This is a genomic window from Thiomonas sp. SCN 64-16 (assembly GCF_001725585.1).
GTDB classification, from domain to species: Bacteria; Pseudomonadota; Gammaproteobacteria; order Burkholderiales; family Burkholderiaceae_C; genus Thiomonas; species Thiomonas arsenitoxydans.
The window spans coordinates 1-15,585 of the sequence record NZ_MEGQ01000024.1; the positions used below are offsets into that span (position 1 = coordinate 1).

The window sequence follows — 15,585 nt, forward strand, 5'->3', positions numbered from 1 at the left end:
GGCGGCGATCGCGATTCCGGCGTATCAGGATTACACGATTCGGGCGCAGGTGAGCGAAGGTTTGTCGCTGATGGATGGCGCAAAGACTGCCGTGGCTGAATATTACACAAACACAGGCAATCTTCCAGCAAATAATGCTGCTGCCGGTTTGGCGACTGACACCTCAATCAGCGGAAAATATGTTACGCAGGTGGATGTCTCACAAACCGCTGGCAAGACCATCAGCGCCACCTTTGGCGGCCCTTCTGCTAATACTGCTATCGGCACCAGTGCGGTACTTTCACTTTCAGCCGTGACGACAGGCGGTGGCGCCATTAGCTGGGTCTGCAAATCTAACGGCACTATTCCTCAAAAATATCTCCCGAGCACTTGCAAGTCGTAAAGAAGAATTAACGGGGTCAGGTCTAGCTTCATACCACCTTGCCCTTTCTTCACCCCGAAACCCGCCGCGAGGCGGGTTTTTTCATGGCGACGCAAATGCCTTGACGCATCAGTGAGAGTTTCCGGGGTCGGGTTTCGCTCCCTATCTTTTGCCAGTTGCCAGTCTTGATGGATTCCACAACAATCAACCAGATCAGACCAGTCTGCGGGAGTACTGTCATGGATGTTGGGGCCTTCGAGGCAAAGACGCATTTGCCCGCCTTGCTCAAGCGAGTGGCGGCGGGGGAGCGCATCACCATCACTCGGCATGGGCAGCCAGTGGCGCAGCTCGCTCCGGTGCACACGGCCACGCCCGACCCGCTGGCTGCCATCGAGGAACTTCGTAGTTTTTCCCGCGGGTGCACCACCGGCGAAGGCTCGGTTCGCGCGCTCATCGAGGACGGCAGACGGTGAGCCGGTTCGTTCTGGATGCTTCGGTCACGCTGGCCTGGTTTTTTGAGGACGAGGCCAGCGCCTATGCGTCCGCAGCGCTGGAGAGCTTGCGCCATCATGCCGCCTGCGTTCCGTTGCTCTGGACGCTGGAAATTGCCAACGTGCTGCGGGTTGCAGAACGGCGTGGTCTCTGCAATGAGGCGCGTAGCCATCGCTTTCTGGCGCTGCTGGCCGCTTTGCCCATTCAGCCCTTGCCTCAGCCCGCAGATAGCGCGCCTGGGGAGTTGCTGGCCTTGTCCCGGCAATATGAATTGAGCGCCTACGACGCCAGCACCCTCGCCCTGGCCTTGCACGAGGGCTTGCCATTGGCCACACAAGATGCCGCGTTGCGGCGCGCAGCCGAGGCCAGCGGCGTGGGCGTCTGGGCAGGCGCAGCCCCATGAAATCTGCCAAGCTGCGGGCCGCCCCGTTCGTGCTGCTCGGCATTCTCGCCCTCGGCCTGCTGGTGTACTGGCCGGGCCTGTCGGGCGGGTATGTGTTCGACGACTTCGGCAATCTGGTGGACAACGCGGCGTTTGCGCAAAGCGCGCTGCAGTCCCACTTCTGGCACGCGATCTGGAGCGCGCACGCGGGGCCGCTGGATCGGCCGCTGTCGATGTTCAGCTTTGCCGCGCAAATGGTGTTCACCGGCATGAACCCCTGGCCGCTGAAACTGGCCAATGTGCTGCTGCACCTGTTCAACGGCTGGCTGATCTGGCTGCTGTCGGTGCGGGTGCTGGGCTGGCAGGAAGGGCGGGCGCCGCGCCCTTGGCTGGTGGGCGCGCCCACGCTGGCGCTGCTGGCCACTGCCGCCTGGGTGCTGGCGCCGATTCAGCTCACGGCGGTGTTGTATGTGATTCAGCGCGAGGAGGCGCTGGCCTCGGCGTTTGTGCTGCTGGGGCTGCTGGGGTATTGGCACGGGCGCATGCGGCTGATCGCAGGCAGACGCGGGGCGATGGCGTGGATCTGGGGCAGCCTGGCCATCGGCACGGCGGTGGCCGCGCTGGCGAAGGAAACCGGGGTAATGCTGCCGGCCTACGCCTTCGTGCTGGAATGGGTGGTGCTGCGGGGGGCGCTTGCGGCGCAATACCTCCCCTCCCCGGCCCTCCCCACGAGTGGAGAGGGGGCAAAAACCCCTCCTCCTCCACGCAGTGGGGGAGGAGGGGAGGGGGCCAGCACACTGCCGCGCGGTCTCAACCCGCTGATTCCGGTGTTCGTGGTGCTGCTGCTGATTCCCGGCGTACTCGGTCTGGCTTGGTTGCTGCCTAGCGCGCTGAATGGCTCGGCCTACGCCGCGCGCCCGTTCACCTTGAGCGAGCGGTTGCTCACCGAAGGGCGGGTGCTGGTGGACTATCTGCGCTGGATCGTGCTGCCCTCGCCCGATGCGCTTTCGCTCTATCACGACGATATTGCGCTATCCACCGGCTGGCTGTCACCGTGGACGACGGCGGCGAGTTGGGCGTTTTTGGCGGCGCTGCTAGGCGCGGCGCTGTGGCTGCGCAAGCGGCTGCCGCTGTTTGCATTCGGCGTGCTTTGGTGGTTTGCCGGGCAGTCGCTGCTGTCCACCTTCGTGCCGCTGGAACTGGTGTATGAGCACCGCAACTATCTGCCGGACTGGGGCATTTTTCTGGCACTGTTCGCCCTGTTGTTCACTTGGAGCCCAAGCACCGCACAACCCCCTCCCCAACCCTCCCCACAAGTGGAGAGGGGGCAAACACCCCTTCTCCACGCAGAGGGGGAGGCCGGGAGGGGCGGCCTACAGCTCGCGCAGCGCAGTTCTCACCTCCCCCACAGCGTGGGGGAGGCCGGGAGGGGGCACGCGCCGGATGCCGAGCGCCGCGCCACGTTGCGCCTGCTCACCGTGGGCGGTGTGTCAGCCTTAATCGCGCTTTACGGCCTGTTTACCGCGATTCGCGCGCAGACCTGGGGCAATCCGTACCGGCTGGCGTACTTCGAGGCGACCACGCATCCGCAGTCTCCCCGCGCCAGTTACGACCTGGGCCGCATGATGCTCATCACGGCGCAGGGTGTGGGCAGCCCGCAGTTCCAGATGGGCATGCGGCAGATGGAACAGGGCGCGCTGCTGCCCGGCGCCGATCTGCAACCCTTGCAGGCGCTGGTGTTCATGTCGGCGAAGAACGATCTGCCCATTCAGCCGCGCTGGTGGGCCGAGATGCACCACACCATCGCCACCTCGCCGATGAGCGCGGAGGACGTCGGCGCGCTCTACAGCCTGATTCAGTGCAGCATCAACGGCGTGTGCCACTACACCCCGGGCGATGTGCAGCAACTCGGCCAGTTGATCGCCTTCGCGGTGCAGCGCAACCCCAGCCGCGCCGATCTGGTCACCCTGCAAGCCAACTGGGCCGCCAACCTCGCGCACGACAACCCGCTGGCCTACCAGCTCATGCTGCGCGCCGTGGCACTCGACCCCGGCAAGTACGACTACTGGAAAAACCTGTTCGTCATGCAGATGGCCGCGGGGCTTTACGGCGATGCGGGCAACGTGCTGGAACGCATGCGTGAGCTCAATCGCTTTGGCATTCACGACGAGGAGATCAGGCAACTGACGCAGGAGTTGGCGCAGAAGATGAAGACCAGCGGGCCGACTGAAACGGAAAGTCGCTAACCATGCACAACAACGAACCGTCTTCCCGCACCGCCCCGACCTTTCGCCGCATGCTGCCGCTCGCGTCGCTTGCGGCCATGTTGGCGCTGGCCTGGCTGGCCTACTGGCCCGGGCGCACCGGGCCTTTTCTGTTCGACGATTTTTCCAACCTCGCCCCGCTGGGCGACTATGGGCAGATCGATACCTGGTGGAAAGTGGTGGCCTTTCTCACCTCGGGTTTTGCCGGGCCGACGGGACGGCCGCTGTCGCTTGCCACCTTTCTGCTCGATGCCCGCAACTGGCCCGCAGCGCCCGAGGCGTTCAAGCTCACCAACGTGGCGTTTCACCTGCTCAACGGCGTACTGCTCGCGGGTCTGAGTGCGGCGCTGGCGCGGGCGCTGGGTCTGGCGCGGCAGCCCGCCGCCTGGGTGGGCGTGCTGAGCGCAGGGCTGTGGCTGCTCGACCCGTTCTGGGTGAGCACCACGCTGTATGTGGTGCAGCGCATGGCCATGCTCGCCGCCACCTTTGTATTCGCCGGGCTTTGGGGCTACGCGCATGGCCGGTCGTTGCTGGCGCAGGGGCGCAGGCGCGCGGCTTATGTGTGGATGAGCGTCTCGCTGGCACTGGGCACGCTGCTGGCGGTGCTCTCCAAAGAGAACGGCGCGTTGTTGCCGGTATTGGCCTGGGTGCTGGAGGCGCTGGTGTTCGACCGCCAGCACACGGCCGTCGCGCAAGGCGGGCGCACGTTTCTCGTCTGGCGCTGGGTGTTCATCCGCCTGCCCGCGCTGGCGGTGCTGGGCTATCTCGCCACCTTTCTGCCGGGCCTGTGGACGGGCGCGATGGCCGGGCGCGACTTCACCCCGCTGCAGCGCCTGCTCACCGAGAGCCGCATCGTCTGGACGTATCTGGGCGACATCTGGCTGGCGCGCACACATGACGGCGGCTTGTTCCACGACGACATCGTGCTCTCCACCGGGCTGCTGCAGCCGCTGTCCACGCTGTTGGCCGTGCTCGGCATCCTGGCGCTCATCGTCTTTGCCGCGCTGTCGCGCTGGGCGCGCAGCCCCGTAGTGGCTGCGGCCGGTGTCGCCGTGGGCTTCTATCTCGCCGGACAGGTGATGGAAAGCACCTGGCTGCAGCTCGAACTCGCATTCGAACATCGCAACTACCTGCCGGCTGCGCTGATGTTTCTGCCGCTGGCCATCTGGCTAGTGCGCGCCGCGCAAGGCAGGCAGGCGCAAGCCGCGCCACGCAGGCAGTGGCCCATCTGGTTCGCCGTGGCGCTGCTGGCCTTGTTTGCGCTGCAGACCGCGCGCCGGGCCGATGTCTGGGGCAAGCCCTTCCAGCAAGCGCTGGTCTGGGCGCGCGAACACCCGGATTCGCCACGGGCGCAAGGCTATCTGGCCAATTTCTGGAGCCATGTCGGCAACACCCCCGAGGCCGCGCGCCTGCTCGATGCCGCATTGCGCGAGCATCCGCACAGCCTCATTCTGCTGATCAACCGCGCTGGCGTGGCCTGCGCGCAAGGCCAGGCGCCCGAGGGCTTGCGCGCCAGCCTGCTGCAGGCTGCCCGCACCGCCGATCTGGCCGACAACGTGACCCAATACCAGTTCGGCAAATTGCTCGATGGCCTGGGCACCTGCACCGCGCTGGGCGCCCACTTCAGTCAAGACCTGATTGCTGCGGCGCTGGCCAATCCGCAGGCCAGGCAGGCCACGGTGCAGCGCGATTTGCTGCACCGTGAAGCCCTCTCGGCCCTCGCCGCCGGGCATGCGCAAGCGGCCTATGCGCTCGACCTGCAAGCCCTGCGGCTGCCCGGTCTGCCGGTGGGCGCGCGGTTGCGTTTCGCCGTGGAACTCGCCAGCGCCGGGCATCAGCAAAAGGCGCTCGACCTGCTCGACGCAGTGCCGTCGCCGCTGGCGCACATTCAGGGCTGGAGCATGGCCGCCCTGCACCAGCGCTGGCTGCGGCATGTGGGCTTTTATCAGGACAGCGAGGCGCATTTGCGCAAGGTGCTGACCGAAGAAATCGGGGAGAAGAAATGACGACTGATCTGCAGGGAGTCAGGTCTAGCCTTGATGCATTTGCCACAAAGCCGGAGCTGACCCCAAAGACTTCCTTGTCCGTCATTCTCCCCGCCCGCAACGAAGTCGGCGCTGTGGGACAGACGGTCGCTCGCATCCGCGCGCTCTACCCAGAAGCCGAAGTCATCGTGGTGAACGACGGCTCTACCGACGCCACCGCCACTGTGGCCGAGCAGGCGGGCGCGCGGGTCATCAGCAAGCCTTACGGCATGGGCAACGGCGCCGCCATCAAAACCGGCGCGCGCGCCGCGCTTGGCGAGGTGCTGGTGTTCATGGACGCCGACGGCCAGCACGACCCCGCCGACATCCCCCGCCTGCTCGCCAAGCTGGACGAAGGCTACGACATGGCCGTGGGCGCGCGCGGCGACGGCTCGCAGGCCAGCGTGGGCCGCGGCCTGGCCAACGGCCTGTACAACCGCTTGGCAAGCTGGATGACCAACCACCCCGTGCTCGACCTCACCAGCGGCTTTCGCGCCGCGCGGGCCGACAAGTTCCGCGAATTCATTCATTTGCTGCCCAACGGGTTCTCCTACCCCACCACCAGCACCATGGCGTTTTTCCGCAGCGCCTACCCCGTCGCCTATGTGCCCATCGTCGCGGCGCGGCGTATCGGCAAGAGCCACATCCGCCCGCTACGCGACGGCGTGCGCTTTCTGCTCATCATTTTCAAGATCGCCACGCTGTATTCGCCGCTCAAGCTGTTCGCGCCGGTGGCTGCCGGGTTCTTCCTGCTGGGCCTGGGCAACTATGCCTATACCTTCACCATTGGCCATCGCTTCACCAATATGAGCGCGCTGCTCATGAGCGCGGCGGTCATCGTGTTCCTCATCGGGCTGATCTCGGAACAGATCACCAACCTGACGTACAAGCGCGATGGATGAAGGCCTAAGCAAGGAGCCCGTCCAGCCCGCCAGCGTTACCATGCCAAAAACGGTAATACTTTTGGAGAAGCCATGTCCACCACGCTCACCAGCAAAGGCCAGGTCACCATTCCCAAGCACATCCGAGATGCCCTGCATCTCAAACCCGGCAGCGGGGTGGAGTTTTCAGTGGATGCCGCAGGCAGTGTCGTGCTCAAGCCCGCAACCTCGTCGCGCCCTCCCGCCAGACGCGACCGTTTCCAAGCGGTCCGCGGCAGCGCGACGGTCAAGTGGCGCACCGACGAGTTGATGCAACTCCTGCGCGGCGATGCCTGATGCTGCTGATCGACACCAACGTGCTCATCGACGTGTTGGAAGACGACCCGCAATGGGCCGACTGGTCGATCCACCAATTGCGCACGCAGTCGCAAGTCCACCCGCTGGTGATCAACCCCGTCATCTACTCTGAACTGTCTCTGGCCTTCAGCACCTATGAGGCGCTCGACGCCGTGCTGAGCAAACTTGGGCTGGCCATGCACGAAGTGCCCAGACCGGCGCTATTCCTTGCTGGCAAGGCGTTTGCCCGCTACCGCAGCGTCGGTGGCAGTAAAACCGGCGTGCTGCCGGACTTTCTGATCGGAGCGCACGCAGCGGTGCAGTCCTGGCCCCTGCTCACCCGGGATGCGCGGCGTTACCGCAGCTATTTCCCGGGCCTCGAACTGATTACGCCGGAGAAAAACCCATGATGATCCCTGATTGTTCATTAGGACACTGGATGATGGCGCGGCGGGTTGGGGATGGATTTGCATGACCCTATCCACACAGTTGCCCATCGCCACGCAAGACGCGGCGTTGATGCAGGCCGCAATGGCTTCAGGCGTAGGCGTGGCGCGCTGAGCATGAGTCGCAAGGTCGCGCACAACGCCCTGTGGAATGTCGGCGGGCAACTGGTGACGCTGGGCGTGGGGCTGGTGGCGCTGCCCATCCTGCTGCATGCGCTGGGCGCGGCGCGGCTGGGCGTGTTCACCTTGGCGCTGGGGCTGATCGGATTTTCCGGGCTGTTCGATCTGGGCCTCAGCCGCGCGCTCACGCAAACCGTGTCCAGCAGCCTGGGGCTGGGACGCTCGCGCGCGCAGGTGGCCGCACTGGTGTGGCGCGTCATCGGCCTGCTCGCGGGCTTTGGCGTGCTGTGGCTGGTGGCGCTGTGGTGGGCCGCGCCGTTTCTGGTGGAGCGGCTGTTTTCGCTCGGCGGCGAGATGGGGCGCGAGACCCTTTTCGGCTTGCGCGCGCTGGCGCTGTCCATTCCCTTCGCGCTGGCCGCCACCGGAGCGATGGGCACGCTGGAAGGTTTGCAGCAATTCCGCCTGCTGAGCCTGTGGCGCATGCCCATGAGCCTGCTGCAGTTCGGCCTGCCGGTGATCGTGGCGTTGATCCGCCCCGACATCGGCTGGGTGATCGCCGCGCTGGCCGCCACGCGCGTGGTGTGGATGGCGCTGTGGCTCACGCAGTTGCAGCGCCTGCTGCCGCGCGAGCCGGGCATCCACGCCAGCCGCGACGATCTGCGCCACGCTCTGCGCTTTGGCGGCTGGCTGTCGGTGAGCAACCTCATCGGCCCGCTGATGGTCTATGCCGACCGCTTTTATCTCGCCAGCCTGTTTCCGCCCGCGACGGTGGCGTATTACACCGTGCCGTTCGATACCGCGTTTCGCGCCACGTCGCTGCCACAAACCGCGATGAACGCACTGTTCCCGGCGCTGGCGGAAACCCAGACGCGCCCCGAGGCTTCGACCCGGCTTCTGGCTCTCGCCATCCGTGCGGTGGTGGTGCTGGTACTGCCCGCAGTCCTTGTGGTGGCGGTCTTTGCGCATCCCTTGCTGGTGCTCTGGCTCAATGCGAGTTTCGCGGGGCCAGCCGCGCCCGTGCTGCAACTGCTGCTGATCGGCATTTTTCTCAACAGCGCTGCGCATTTGCCCTACGCCCTGCTGCAGGCGCATGGCCGCTCGGACCTGACCGCCAAGCTGCACCTGCTGGAACTGCCGGTGTTCGCCGTGCTGCTGGTTGCTGGAGTGCACTGGTTCGGCATCACCGGCGCGGCGCTGGCGTGGACGCTGCGCGTGGCGTTGGATACCGCGCTGTTGTACGGCACCGCGTGGTGGCTGCAGCAACCCTTGCGTTTGATGCTGGCAAAAGGTGTTGGTCTGCTGTGCCTGGCGTGCGCGGTGTTCCTGCTGGTGGTGTATGTGCTGCAGGGCCCACTGCAACTCGCGCTGACCGCTATCCTCGTTGCAACCTGCGCATTGGCAGCACTGCACATGCTGCGCCTGAATCGGCCCGGCACCCACAAGGAAATCACACCATGAGCGAAGCTCCGCGCCCCTGGCCGCAGGCCGATCTCGAAGCGGTGCCGCAGTGCCCGGTGTGCGGCAGCGCCGAGCGCAGCCTGCTCTACAAGGGGCTGACCGACCGCGTGTTTTGCGTGGCCGATGGCGCTTGGGACATGTATCGCTGCGCGCAGTGCGCCAGCGGCTATCTCGATCCGCGGCCCACGCCAGAAAGCATCGGTCGCGCCTATGCGGGTTACTACACCCACGATGCCGAAGATCATCCCATCGTGCGCCGCAAGGGCCGCATCCGCAGCCTGTTGCACGACCTGATCAACGGTTACCAGAACCACCGCTACGGATTGCAACGCAGCCCGGCCTTGCCGGTTGGGCGCTGGTTGTTGCCGCTGCTGCCTTCGCTGCGCACGGCGGCGGATGCCGAGTGCCGACATCTGCCGCCGCTGCCTGCTGGTGGCGGGCGTCTGCTCGATGTGGGTTGCGGCAATGGCGGCTTTCTGCTGCTGGCAAGGCAGGCCGGATGGGAAGTGGAAGGGCTGGATTTCGATGCGGGCGCGGTGCAGGCCGCCCGCTTACGCGGGCTGGATCGAGGTGCTGGATGGGCGCAGCGCCTGCTACGACGTGATTACCTTATGCCATGTCATCGAGCATGTGCATGACCCGCTTGCCATGATGCGGACATTAAACGGATTATTGAAAGATGGTGGATCACTTTGGCTAGAGACTCCAAACATAGATAGTTTATGTTCGAATGAGTTCAAAGAAAATTGGCGAGGACTGGAGCCGCCACGACATCTGTCAATCTTCAGTAGAACTGGATTAGAAAAAATGTCTGATGCCGCATCATTCGATATCACGCAATATTTTTGGCATGGCGTCTCCGCTTCAAAGATTTACATCTCAAGTCAAACAATTAAGTCGAATAAAAATCGAGCACCTAAATTCAATCCACTAACGGGATTGAATGCGATTTTATTTGATATCATAGAAATGGTTTTGGCAAATAATCGCGAATATATAACGGTTAGAATTAAAAAAGCTGCATAAATACAATTTACTTAATAGTGCTATTTTTTGACCGCATTACTTGTTCAAGAAATGCGTTAGCGCATTTTTGGTCTGGCTCAAGGTGACAACCCTCTGCCCACTCATTCCATGCATTAATAAAGATGGCGCGTGTTCCGCGTTTCTTTTGATTGGATCGCACGATTTCAAAGCGCAACCAATCACCGAACACACTTGGCATATCGTTCTGTACAACTGTCGATATGGATCGCCTTGCGGTGTTGTCCCAACTCGGAAAGATGCAAGTTAACTCGAAATCATCAAGAGATCGTTTCCAAATATTTTCGACCATCATTTTATAATTGATTGATTGGTAAGAGCTTATTTTTAGCCGTAGCATGTTGAATAAACTTGATGGCAGCAATTCTCTAATAAATCCTTTGGCGCGCCCTCTGACAGTCGCTTGCTCAGGAAAATCGTTTTTGTTGGGTTGGAATAGCAAAACTTCATCGTAACCCATGTTAAGAAAATCACTACTGCTTTTTGTGGCGCGGCCATGCTTTACCGCAATCAGATTAATGCGTTCAATGCCGGCACCCTTGGCATATTGCCTTAATTTTTCTGGAAAATTTGCTTCGATCGGAATTTCTTCAGGAGAGTAAACAAGGAATAATGGCCTGTTATTGATACGCAAGTATCTCGGGTGCTTGAACTTATTGACTAAATATCGACAATATTCGTCCATGCTTGCATCAGCATAATCTTGCTTCAGAATGATATCTGCTTCTCTTCCATCCCATGCGCGCGTCCAATTTTCATTCGCCCAGCACAAGCAAATTGGGAAGTCGCGATCTGTTGCGGAAAACTCCAAATCTATGGGCAACCCCAAGACTGCCTTGCCATCAAACCAATAGCTGTAAAAACAGAAGGCATCAAGGCCATACTCAATCGCCATTCGGATTTGCGCTCTACGTGTTTCGTCCAGACGTAGATCATAAAATCCGAGATCCCTCGGAAGATGCGGTTGCTGATGCCCTCTGAACTTAGGTTTAGCTTTAACGACATTGTTCCATTCGGTAAAGCCCGCGCCCCATGCAGCGTCATTTTCGGGAATGGGGTGATATTGAGGCAGATAGAAGGCTATGAGCAAAGTTGAATTACGTTCCGCCATGTTGCATACCCCAATATTAGAATTCCGAAGTTTTCGACTCGATTTTCCCATGACTTTGCATACTTCTGCCACCTACTGCATTTTCAAAGTCTCCGGGAGCTGCAAACTACTCGCAGCCTTGCGTATGGCCGCGCGTGGCCTGCGGGACGGCCTGCGCGGTCGTATGGGACCGTGGCGGAGGTGATGCTGCAGCTTGGTCATGGCAATCGGCCGCAATGGACGCTTGATCTGTCAGGGCAGGCCGTGGCCAAGCCAAACCTGTCTATTCTAGCTACAATGGCTAGAATAGACAGTTCACGCAGGAGTCTTCCATGATCACCGTCACCTCGGTCGAAGCCCAGAACCGCTTTGGGCAGTTGCTGGATACCGTGCAGCGCGAGCCGGTGGTCGTCACCCGGCATGGGCGCGCAGCGGCGTTCATCGTCTCGCCGCAAGACATGCAGGATTTGCAGGCGCTGCAGGCCGCACGGCGCAAACGCAGCACGGCGGTGGCGGAGTTCGAGGCCTCATTGGCCAAGAGCGACGCCCAGCTCACACCCGCCGCGCGGACGTTGACCGATGAAGACGTGCTGCGTCTGGTCAAAGAATCGCGGTGAGCGGCCGACAGCGGGTTGTCATCGATACCAGCACGCTGATCGGCGCCATTTTGCGCCCCGATTCGGTGCCGCGTCAGGCGCTGTTGAATGCGCTGCTCACCTGCGAGCTTGCGGCTTGTGTCGCCACCTTGGATGAGTTGCGCGAGGTTTTGCAGCGTCCCAAATTCGACCGCTATCTGCCTCAGCAAGCGCGGCTTGATTTCTTGGCCTTGGTCTCCAGGCACGCGCAACTTATGGAGGTGGATGCAGCGAGCGAGCAGGCTGCTTCTGGCGCGTGCCGAGACGCGAAAGATGCCAAGTTTCTGGCACTTGCCTTGGCGTGTCACGCGGTGGCCCTGGTCACCAGCGACGCCGATCTGCTCGTCTTACACCCCTGGCACGGCATGCCCATTTTGACGCCCGCCGCGTTTTTGCTTACCGCGGGCGAGTGAGGCGGCATTAGCGAATTTCCGGCGCACCGTGGCGCAGCAGCATGTCGAGCTTGCGCAGACGCAGGACAAAGCCGCTGAAGTAAACGCGCGGCGTCGCATGCCGTGCCGATTGAAGGTTTTTCCGCTGCGCACGCAGTTGCTTCCGCTGCGCCCACAAAGCTCGCCATACACCGGCATAGACCTCACGCCATAGGCGCCCGTCACGACGCAACAGGCTGAGCACGAGGCCTTCCAGGGTGAGCATGAACAAGTGCAGGGGCAACAGCAGCCAAAGCGCAACGCCAGGCGTGCAGATGATCATGGCAAAGGTCTTGTTGCGCTCGCTGAGGCGGCGGCGGCGATAGGTGGTGGCCAGCCCGCTTGCAGAGGCGCGATTGCCGCCGAAGCTGGCACCCTGACGATGACGGTAGCTGCTGGCGGCGGGCACTTGCACCGGATAGCCGACCAGTCTTGCGTGGCAGCACAGGTACAGGTCTTCGCCGATTGACTCGAACCATTCAGGGAAGCCGCCAAGCTCCTGCCACAGCGCACGCGGCAGCCACAAGCAGGCGCCGATCACCATGGCCACGTCGCGCCGCTGCGGGTCGGCGTTGGGCACGGGGTTGTAGAAGGGATCGAGCAGGCAACCGCGGTCGACCAGCGCGCCGCTGGTCCAGTCGAATTGCGACAGGCTGAGAATACCTTGCGGATGTTGCTGCGCGGCTTCATTCAGCAAAGTGCTCAGCGCATCGGGCGCAAGCGCGGCGTCGTTGTTGAGCAGCAGTACGAACTCGCCGCGCGCCTGCGTCAACATGCGGTTGTTGGCGATGCAGAATCCGACGTTGGTGTCGCTGGCAATGAGCCGGGCTTGCGGGTAACGCTCACGCAGCAGTTGCAGCGACCCGTCGGTAGAGGCGTCGTCGTGGACGATGATCTCGATGGACGCATCGACTGTCTGGGCCAGTACCGAATCGAGGCAGTCGCTCACGACATGCTCGCCGTTGTAATTGGCGATGCACACCGAAATTCGCGGCTGCGTATCGGAGTTCAAGGCTGGGTCGCGTTGAGCCATTGCCAAGTGCGTTGCAAACCATCGTGCAGGCTGGTGTGCGGCGCCCAGCCCAGTTCCCGGCGGATGCGCGTGCCGTCGAGCAGCACGCGGTGCAGGTCCACCGCGCGCGACGGGCGCTGATCGCGATGCAGAGTGCGCCCAGTCACTTGTTCGATGAGCGCGAGCAACTGCTTGAGGCTGGTGGCTTGTTCGCTGCAAACGTTGAACACACGCATGCCATGTTGCAGCGGTTGTCGCAGCGTGGTCATGCAGGCGGCGATGAAGTCGTCGATGTAGAGGTAGTCGCGCAGGCTTTCGCCATCACCCCACAACGTCATGGGCTTACTCTGACGCAGGCAGTCCATCGCCGCTGGAATAACACCAAAACCCCCGTGCAGCGTCTGGCCAGGGCCATAGACATTGGAGGGTCTCAAGATGGTGGCTCTACCCGCATATTGCCTGCAATAGGCCTCGATAAAGTGCTCGGCAGCCGCCTTGCCCGCAGCGTAGTAAGACCTAGGATGCGCGGCGAGAGGCTCTTCTGCAGGGTGGTCGACTTCACCATAAATGGTGCCGCCCGAAGATACATAGATAAGGTGACATTGCGGAGTTGCCTGGAGCGCATGAAGCACGCCGAGTAGCGGAACAAGATTACTGCCGAGTTCTAGTAATGGGTTTCCCGCTGAACTCGCCGGGGTCGTCCCAGATGCCAGCCAAACAACTGCGTCGCAACGCGCGAGCACTGCAGAAAGATTCGCATCGGTACCAAGCGTTTGTACACGCGGATCGAACTCAGCCCGCGCTTGGTTTACGAGGGCGTGGATGCAGACACCCTCCTGAACCCAGGCATTCACGAGATGTTGTCCGATAAATCCAGCCGCACCAATAACAAGCACTTGAAGGCTCATGGTTGCGTCCCAGCGACAAGTTTTCGGTAAATCGCTGTGTAGCGAGCTGCGCAATCGTCCCATGTACCGATGGTTTCACGGACCCACGCTCGCGCAGCATTGCCGATTCGGAGATTCTCTTCACGTCCCTCCAAGTGACGCACAGAGGCTGCGAGTGTCTCGGGGCCGTCACATAGCAGCCCTGTCGTTTGATGCGCAAGCAGATCAGCGTGCGCGGGTAGTTGCGAGGCGACGATGGGTAGTCCCGCGGCCATGGCTTCCAGCATGACTTGCGGCCTGCCTTCGCTATGGCGACTCAGAGTGATGAGCCCATGCGCCTGAGGGAACCAGGTCTCACAAAGCTGCGCGGGCGTGGCGGGGCCGTGGTAGTGGACCCATGGCGGCAAATCGATCTGCTCTTGCATGGGGCCAAACAGATGCAATTCGCGTGGTTGATCCTTGAACAATTGCTCACCCCACTCGAAAAGCGAGCCCAGCTTGCTTCGCGTCAGTCGCGACACTACCAACCAGCGCGATGGCGCAGCGAAATCAACGTGGCGCTGCAGATTGAACCAAGCTGTATCGATCCCGAATGGGATGGCTTGAATCTGCGCTTCATCACCGAACATGGAACGGAGGGGCGCGTCCATCCATTCTGCGTTGGGACAGATGGAAACAGAACGTCCGCGCATAGCCCAGCGCAACAAAACTGGCATTAGCGGCAGTTTGAGCAATTGCATGTCCGTACCGAGTACCGTGACCAGCACGGGCAGCTTGCGTGGGGCGGGCAACATGGTCTGCAGCCAATTGCAGTGGAGTACATCGATCCGATCCGCATGCCGGGAGTAAGCCCTGCGCAAACGGCTCAGCAAACCGAGCGCCAGCCAGCCTCCGCGCAAACGGTTGCTGCGCAAAGCATGCGCAATTCCCCCAGATTGCATCAAGCGGTCAAGCCAATGCGCTTCTTGCGGCGTCGTTGCATCGCTGACAGCCAAAGTGCGTTCACCTGGCGGAGCCCACAACGCAACATCGAGATCATCCCGCCGTGCCAATGCATCAACCAGATGGCGAATGAATAAGCCGCGCCAATCAATCAAGCTTGAGGGATAGGAAGTAGCCACAACAAGTAGGCGCAATACCGATGAATTGCGAATCTGCGTCGGGAAATCTTTCATATGACACTTTGCTTAGCACACATCAACCGATGGGGTCACAACGATGAGGCATTTGCTAGGACTAGGCTTAGCCCTTTTTCACCCAACACCGAACTGATGCGGAATGTTGCACTGGCGATGGACCCCGCCATAAATTGCTTCAGACAATCATGAAACGCCATCACGCAGCGAGCAGATAAAAGACCGTTGTTGGCACATTCTTTGTGGCATCAAATCAATTCACGCCACTGGCAGCCGAGTGAACTGGCTGCGCGGTAGCAAGGGTTTGAACTCAGCATCGAAACTGACCAGATGCTCGCCCTGATGGATGACGACGGCGGCTAGCCAGGCATCGGGCACGGCGTTGGCGCTCAGCGCCTTGTCTGCACACAGTTTGCGCAGCGTAGGCCATTCACCGACCAGGCGGGGCTGCTGGACGCCAGGGGCGGCGAGCAGTGCATCGATGAAGCGCAAGGCATCAGGCATCGGCGTGGGCTGGACGAACACTCTCGGATGCGTCACCAGCCGCAGAAAACTGGCAATGACCATGGGTTGCAAGGTCAGCATC

Annotated in this window: 18 protein-coding genes; 13 read left to right on the forward strand and 5 right to left on the reverse strand. The window is 61.6% G+C overall.

The window, feature by feature from the left end:
• From ABT24_RS08130 to ABT24_RS08180, 11 genes are all read left to right on the forward strand, one after another.
• On the forward strand, window positions 1-382 hold a 382-nt coding region (locus ABT24_RS08130), incomplete at its 5' end, for a pilin (RefSeq protein WP_286737639.1).
• Window positions 383-600: 218 nt separating this feature from the next.
• Window positions 601-834, forward strand: coding sequence for a type II toxin-antitoxin system Phd/YefM family antitoxin (locus tag ABT24_RS08135; RefSeq protein ID WP_276730114.1), 234 nt, complete (start codon window positions 601-603; stop codon window positions 832-834).
• Window positions 831-1,256, forward strand: a complete 426-nt coding sequence (locus tag ABT24_RS08140) for a type II toxin-antitoxin system VapC family toxin (RefSeq protein ID WP_276708765.1) — start codon at window positions 831-833, stop codon at window positions 1,254-1,256. The genes ABT24_RS08135 and ABT24_RS08140 overlap by 4 nt, the downstream gene beginning before the upstream one ends.
• Window positions 1,253-3,481, forward strand: coding sequence for a hypothetical protein (locus ABT24_RS08145; protein WP_276730111.1), 2,229 nt, complete (start codon window positions 1,253-1,255; stop codon window positions 3,479-3,481). The genes ABT24_RS08140 and ABT24_RS08145 overlap by 4 nt, the downstream gene beginning before the upstream one ends.
• A 2-nt stretch (window positions 3,482-3,483) precedes the next feature.
• Complete coding sequence (locus ABT24_RS08150; RefSeq protein ID WP_276730107.1) at window positions 3,484-5,505, forward strand: hypothetical protein; 2,022 nt, start codon at window positions 3,484-3,486, stop codon at window positions 5,503-5,505.
• 74 nt (window positions 5,506-5,579) lie between these two features.
• A complete protein-coding gene (locus ABT24_RS08155) occupies window positions 5,580-6,425 on the forward strand; it encodes a glycosyltransferase family 2 protein (RefSeq protein WP_276730103.1) in 846 nt (281 codons plus the stop codon).
• 72 nt (window positions 6,426-6,497) lie between these two features.
• Complete coding sequence (locus ABT24_RS08160) at window positions 6,498-6,740, forward strand: AbrB/MazE/SpoVT family DNA-binding domain-containing protein (RefSeq protein ID WP_276730099.1); 243 nt, start codon at window positions 6,498-6,500, stop codon at window positions 6,738-6,740.
• On the forward strand, window positions 6,740-7,150 hold the full coding sequence (locus ABT24_RS08165; protein WP_276730096.1) for a type II toxin-antitoxin system VapC family toxin: 411 nt from the start codon (window positions 6,740-6,742) through the stop codon (window positions 7,148-7,150). Before ABT24_RS08160 ends, ABT24_RS08165 begins: the two co-directional genes overlap by 1 nt.
• A gap of 153 nt (window positions 7,151-7,303) precedes the next feature.
• On the forward strand, window positions 7,304-8,764 hold the full coding sequence (locus ABT24_RS08170; protein WP_276730094.1) for a flippase: 1,461 nt from the start codon (window positions 7,304-7,306) through the stop codon (window positions 8,762-8,764).
• Window positions 8,761-9,402, forward strand: coding sequence for a class I SAM-dependent methyltransferase (locus tag ABT24_RS08175; RefSeq protein WP_286737642.1), 642 nt, complete (start codon window positions 8,761-8,763; stop codon window positions 9,400-9,402). The genes ABT24_RS08170 and ABT24_RS08175 overlap by 4 nt, the downstream gene beginning before the upstream one ends.
• Window positions 9,395-9,790, forward strand: a complete 396-nt coding sequence (locus ABT24_RS08180) for a methyltransferase domain-containing protein (protein WP_286737644.1) — start codon at window positions 9,395-9,397, stop codon at window positions 9,788-9,790. Before ABT24_RS08175 ends, ABT24_RS08180 begins: the two co-directional genes overlap by 8 nt.
• Before the next feature lie 7 nt (window positions 9,791-9,797).
• Here ABT24_RS08180 and ABT24_RS08185 read toward each other — a convergent pair whose 3' ends face one another.
• A complete protein-coding gene (locus ABT24_RS08185; protein ID WP_276730089.1) occupies window positions 9,798-10,919 on the reverse strand; it encodes a glycosyltransferase WbsX family protein in 1,122 nt (373 codons plus the stop codon).
• A 311-nt stretch (window positions 10,920-11,230) separates the two neighbouring features.
• Here ABT24_RS08185 and ABT24_RS08190 point away from each other — a divergent pair, with 311 nt between their 5' ends.
• Complete coding sequence (locus ABT24_RS08190; protein ID WP_276730087.1) at window positions 11,231-11,515, forward strand: type II toxin-antitoxin system Phd/YefM family antitoxin; 285 nt, start codon at window positions 11,231-11,233, stop codon at window positions 11,513-11,515.
• Window positions 11,512-11,946, forward strand: a complete 435-nt coding sequence (locus ABT24_RS08195) for a putative toxin-antitoxin system toxin component, PIN family (RefSeq protein WP_276730086.1) — start codon at window positions 11,512-11,514, stop codon at window positions 11,944-11,946. Before ABT24_RS08190 ends, ABT24_RS08195 begins: the two co-directional genes overlap by 4 nt.
• Window positions 11,947-11,953: 7 nt before the next feature.
• Here ABT24_RS08195 and ABT24_RS08200 read toward each other — a convergent pair whose 3' ends face one another.
• From ABT24_RS08200 to ABT24_RS08215, 4 genes are all read right to left on the reverse strand, one after another.
• Window positions 11,954-12,976, reverse strand: a complete 1,023-nt coding sequence (locus ABT24_RS08200; RefSeq protein WP_276730084.1) for a glycosyltransferase family 2 protein — start codon at window positions 12,974-12,976, stop codon at window positions 11,954-11,956.
• Window positions 12,973-13,884, reverse strand: a complete 912-nt coding sequence (locus ABT24_RS08205) for an NAD-dependent epimerase/dehydratase family protein (RefSeq protein WP_276730082.1) — start codon at window positions 13,882-13,884, stop codon at window positions 12,973-12,975. The genes ABT24_RS08200 and ABT24_RS08205 overlap by 4 nt, the downstream gene beginning before the upstream one ends.
• Window positions 13,881-15,038: a glycosyltransferase family 4 protein gene (locus tag ABT24_RS08210; protein WP_276730080.1), complete on the reverse strand. Its 1,158-nt coding sequence runs from the start codon at window positions 15,036-15,038 to the stop codon at window positions 13,881-13,883. Before ABT24_RS08210 ends, ABT24_RS08205 begins: the two co-directional genes overlap by 4 nt.
• 219 nt (window positions 15,039-15,257) lie before the next feature.
• Window positions 15,258-15,584: a PIN domain-containing protein gene (locus ABT24_RS08215; RefSeq protein ID WP_276730078.1), complete on the reverse strand. Its 327-nt coding sequence runs from the start codon at window positions 15,582-15,584 to the stop codon at window positions 15,258-15,260.
• Between the last annotated feature and the right edge of the window lies 1 nt (window position 15,585).

What these genes read in the sequence shown, in the direction of transcription:
- ABT24_RS08135 (WP_276730114.1), top strand. Translation starts at nt 601, where the DNA reads ATGGATGTTGGGGCCTTCGAGGCAAAGACGCATTTGCCCGCCTTGCTC.
- ABT24_RS08145 (WP_276730111.1), top strand. Translation starts at nt 1,253, where the DNA reads ATGAAATCTGCCAAGCTGCGGGCCGCCCCGTTCGTGCTGCTCGGCATT.
- ABT24_RS08150 (WP_276730107.1), top strand. Translation starts at nt 3,484, where the DNA reads ATGCACAACAACGAACCGTCTTCCCGCACCGCCCCGACCTTTCGCCGC.
- ABT24_RS08160 (WP_276730099.1), top strand. Translation starts at nt 6,498, where the DNA reads ATGTCCACCACGCTCACCAGCAAAGGCCAGGTCACCATTCCCAAGCAC.
- ABT24_RS08165 (WP_276730096.1), top strand. Translation starts at nt 6,740, where the DNA reads ATGCTGCTGATCGACACCAACGTGCTCATCGACGTGTTGGAAGACGAC.
- ABT24_RS08170 (WP_276730094.1), top strand. Translation starts at nt 7,304, where the DNA reads ATGAGTCGCAAGGTCGCGCACAACGCCCTGTGGAATGTCGGCGGGCAA.
- ABT24_RS08175 (WP_286737642.1), top strand. Translation starts at nt 8,761, where the DNA reads ATGAGCGAAGCTCCGCGCCCCTGGCCGCAGGCCGATCTCGAAGCGGTG.
- ABT24_RS08185 (WP_276730089.1), bottom strand. Translation starts at nt 10,919, where the DNA reads ATGGCGGAACGTAATTCAACTTTGCTCATAGCCTTCTATCTGCCTCAA.
- ABT24_RS08190 (WP_276730087.1), top strand. Translation starts at nt 11,231, where the DNA reads ATGATCACCGTCACCTCGGTCGAAGCCCAGAACCGCTTTGGGCAGTTG.
- ABT24_RS08205 (WP_276730082.1), bottom strand. Translation starts at nt 13,884, where the DNA reads ATGAGCCTTCAAGTGCTTGTTATTGGTGCGGCTGGATTTATCGGACAA.
- ABT24_RS08210 (WP_276730080.1), bottom strand. Translation starts at nt 15,038, where the DNA reads ATGAAAGATTTCCCGACGCAGATTCGCAATTCATCGGTATTGCGCCTA.
- ABT24_RS08215 (WP_276730078.1), bottom strand. Translation starts at nt 15,584, where the DNA reads ATGCTGACCTTGCAACCCATGGTCATTGCCAGTTTTCTGCGGCTGGTG.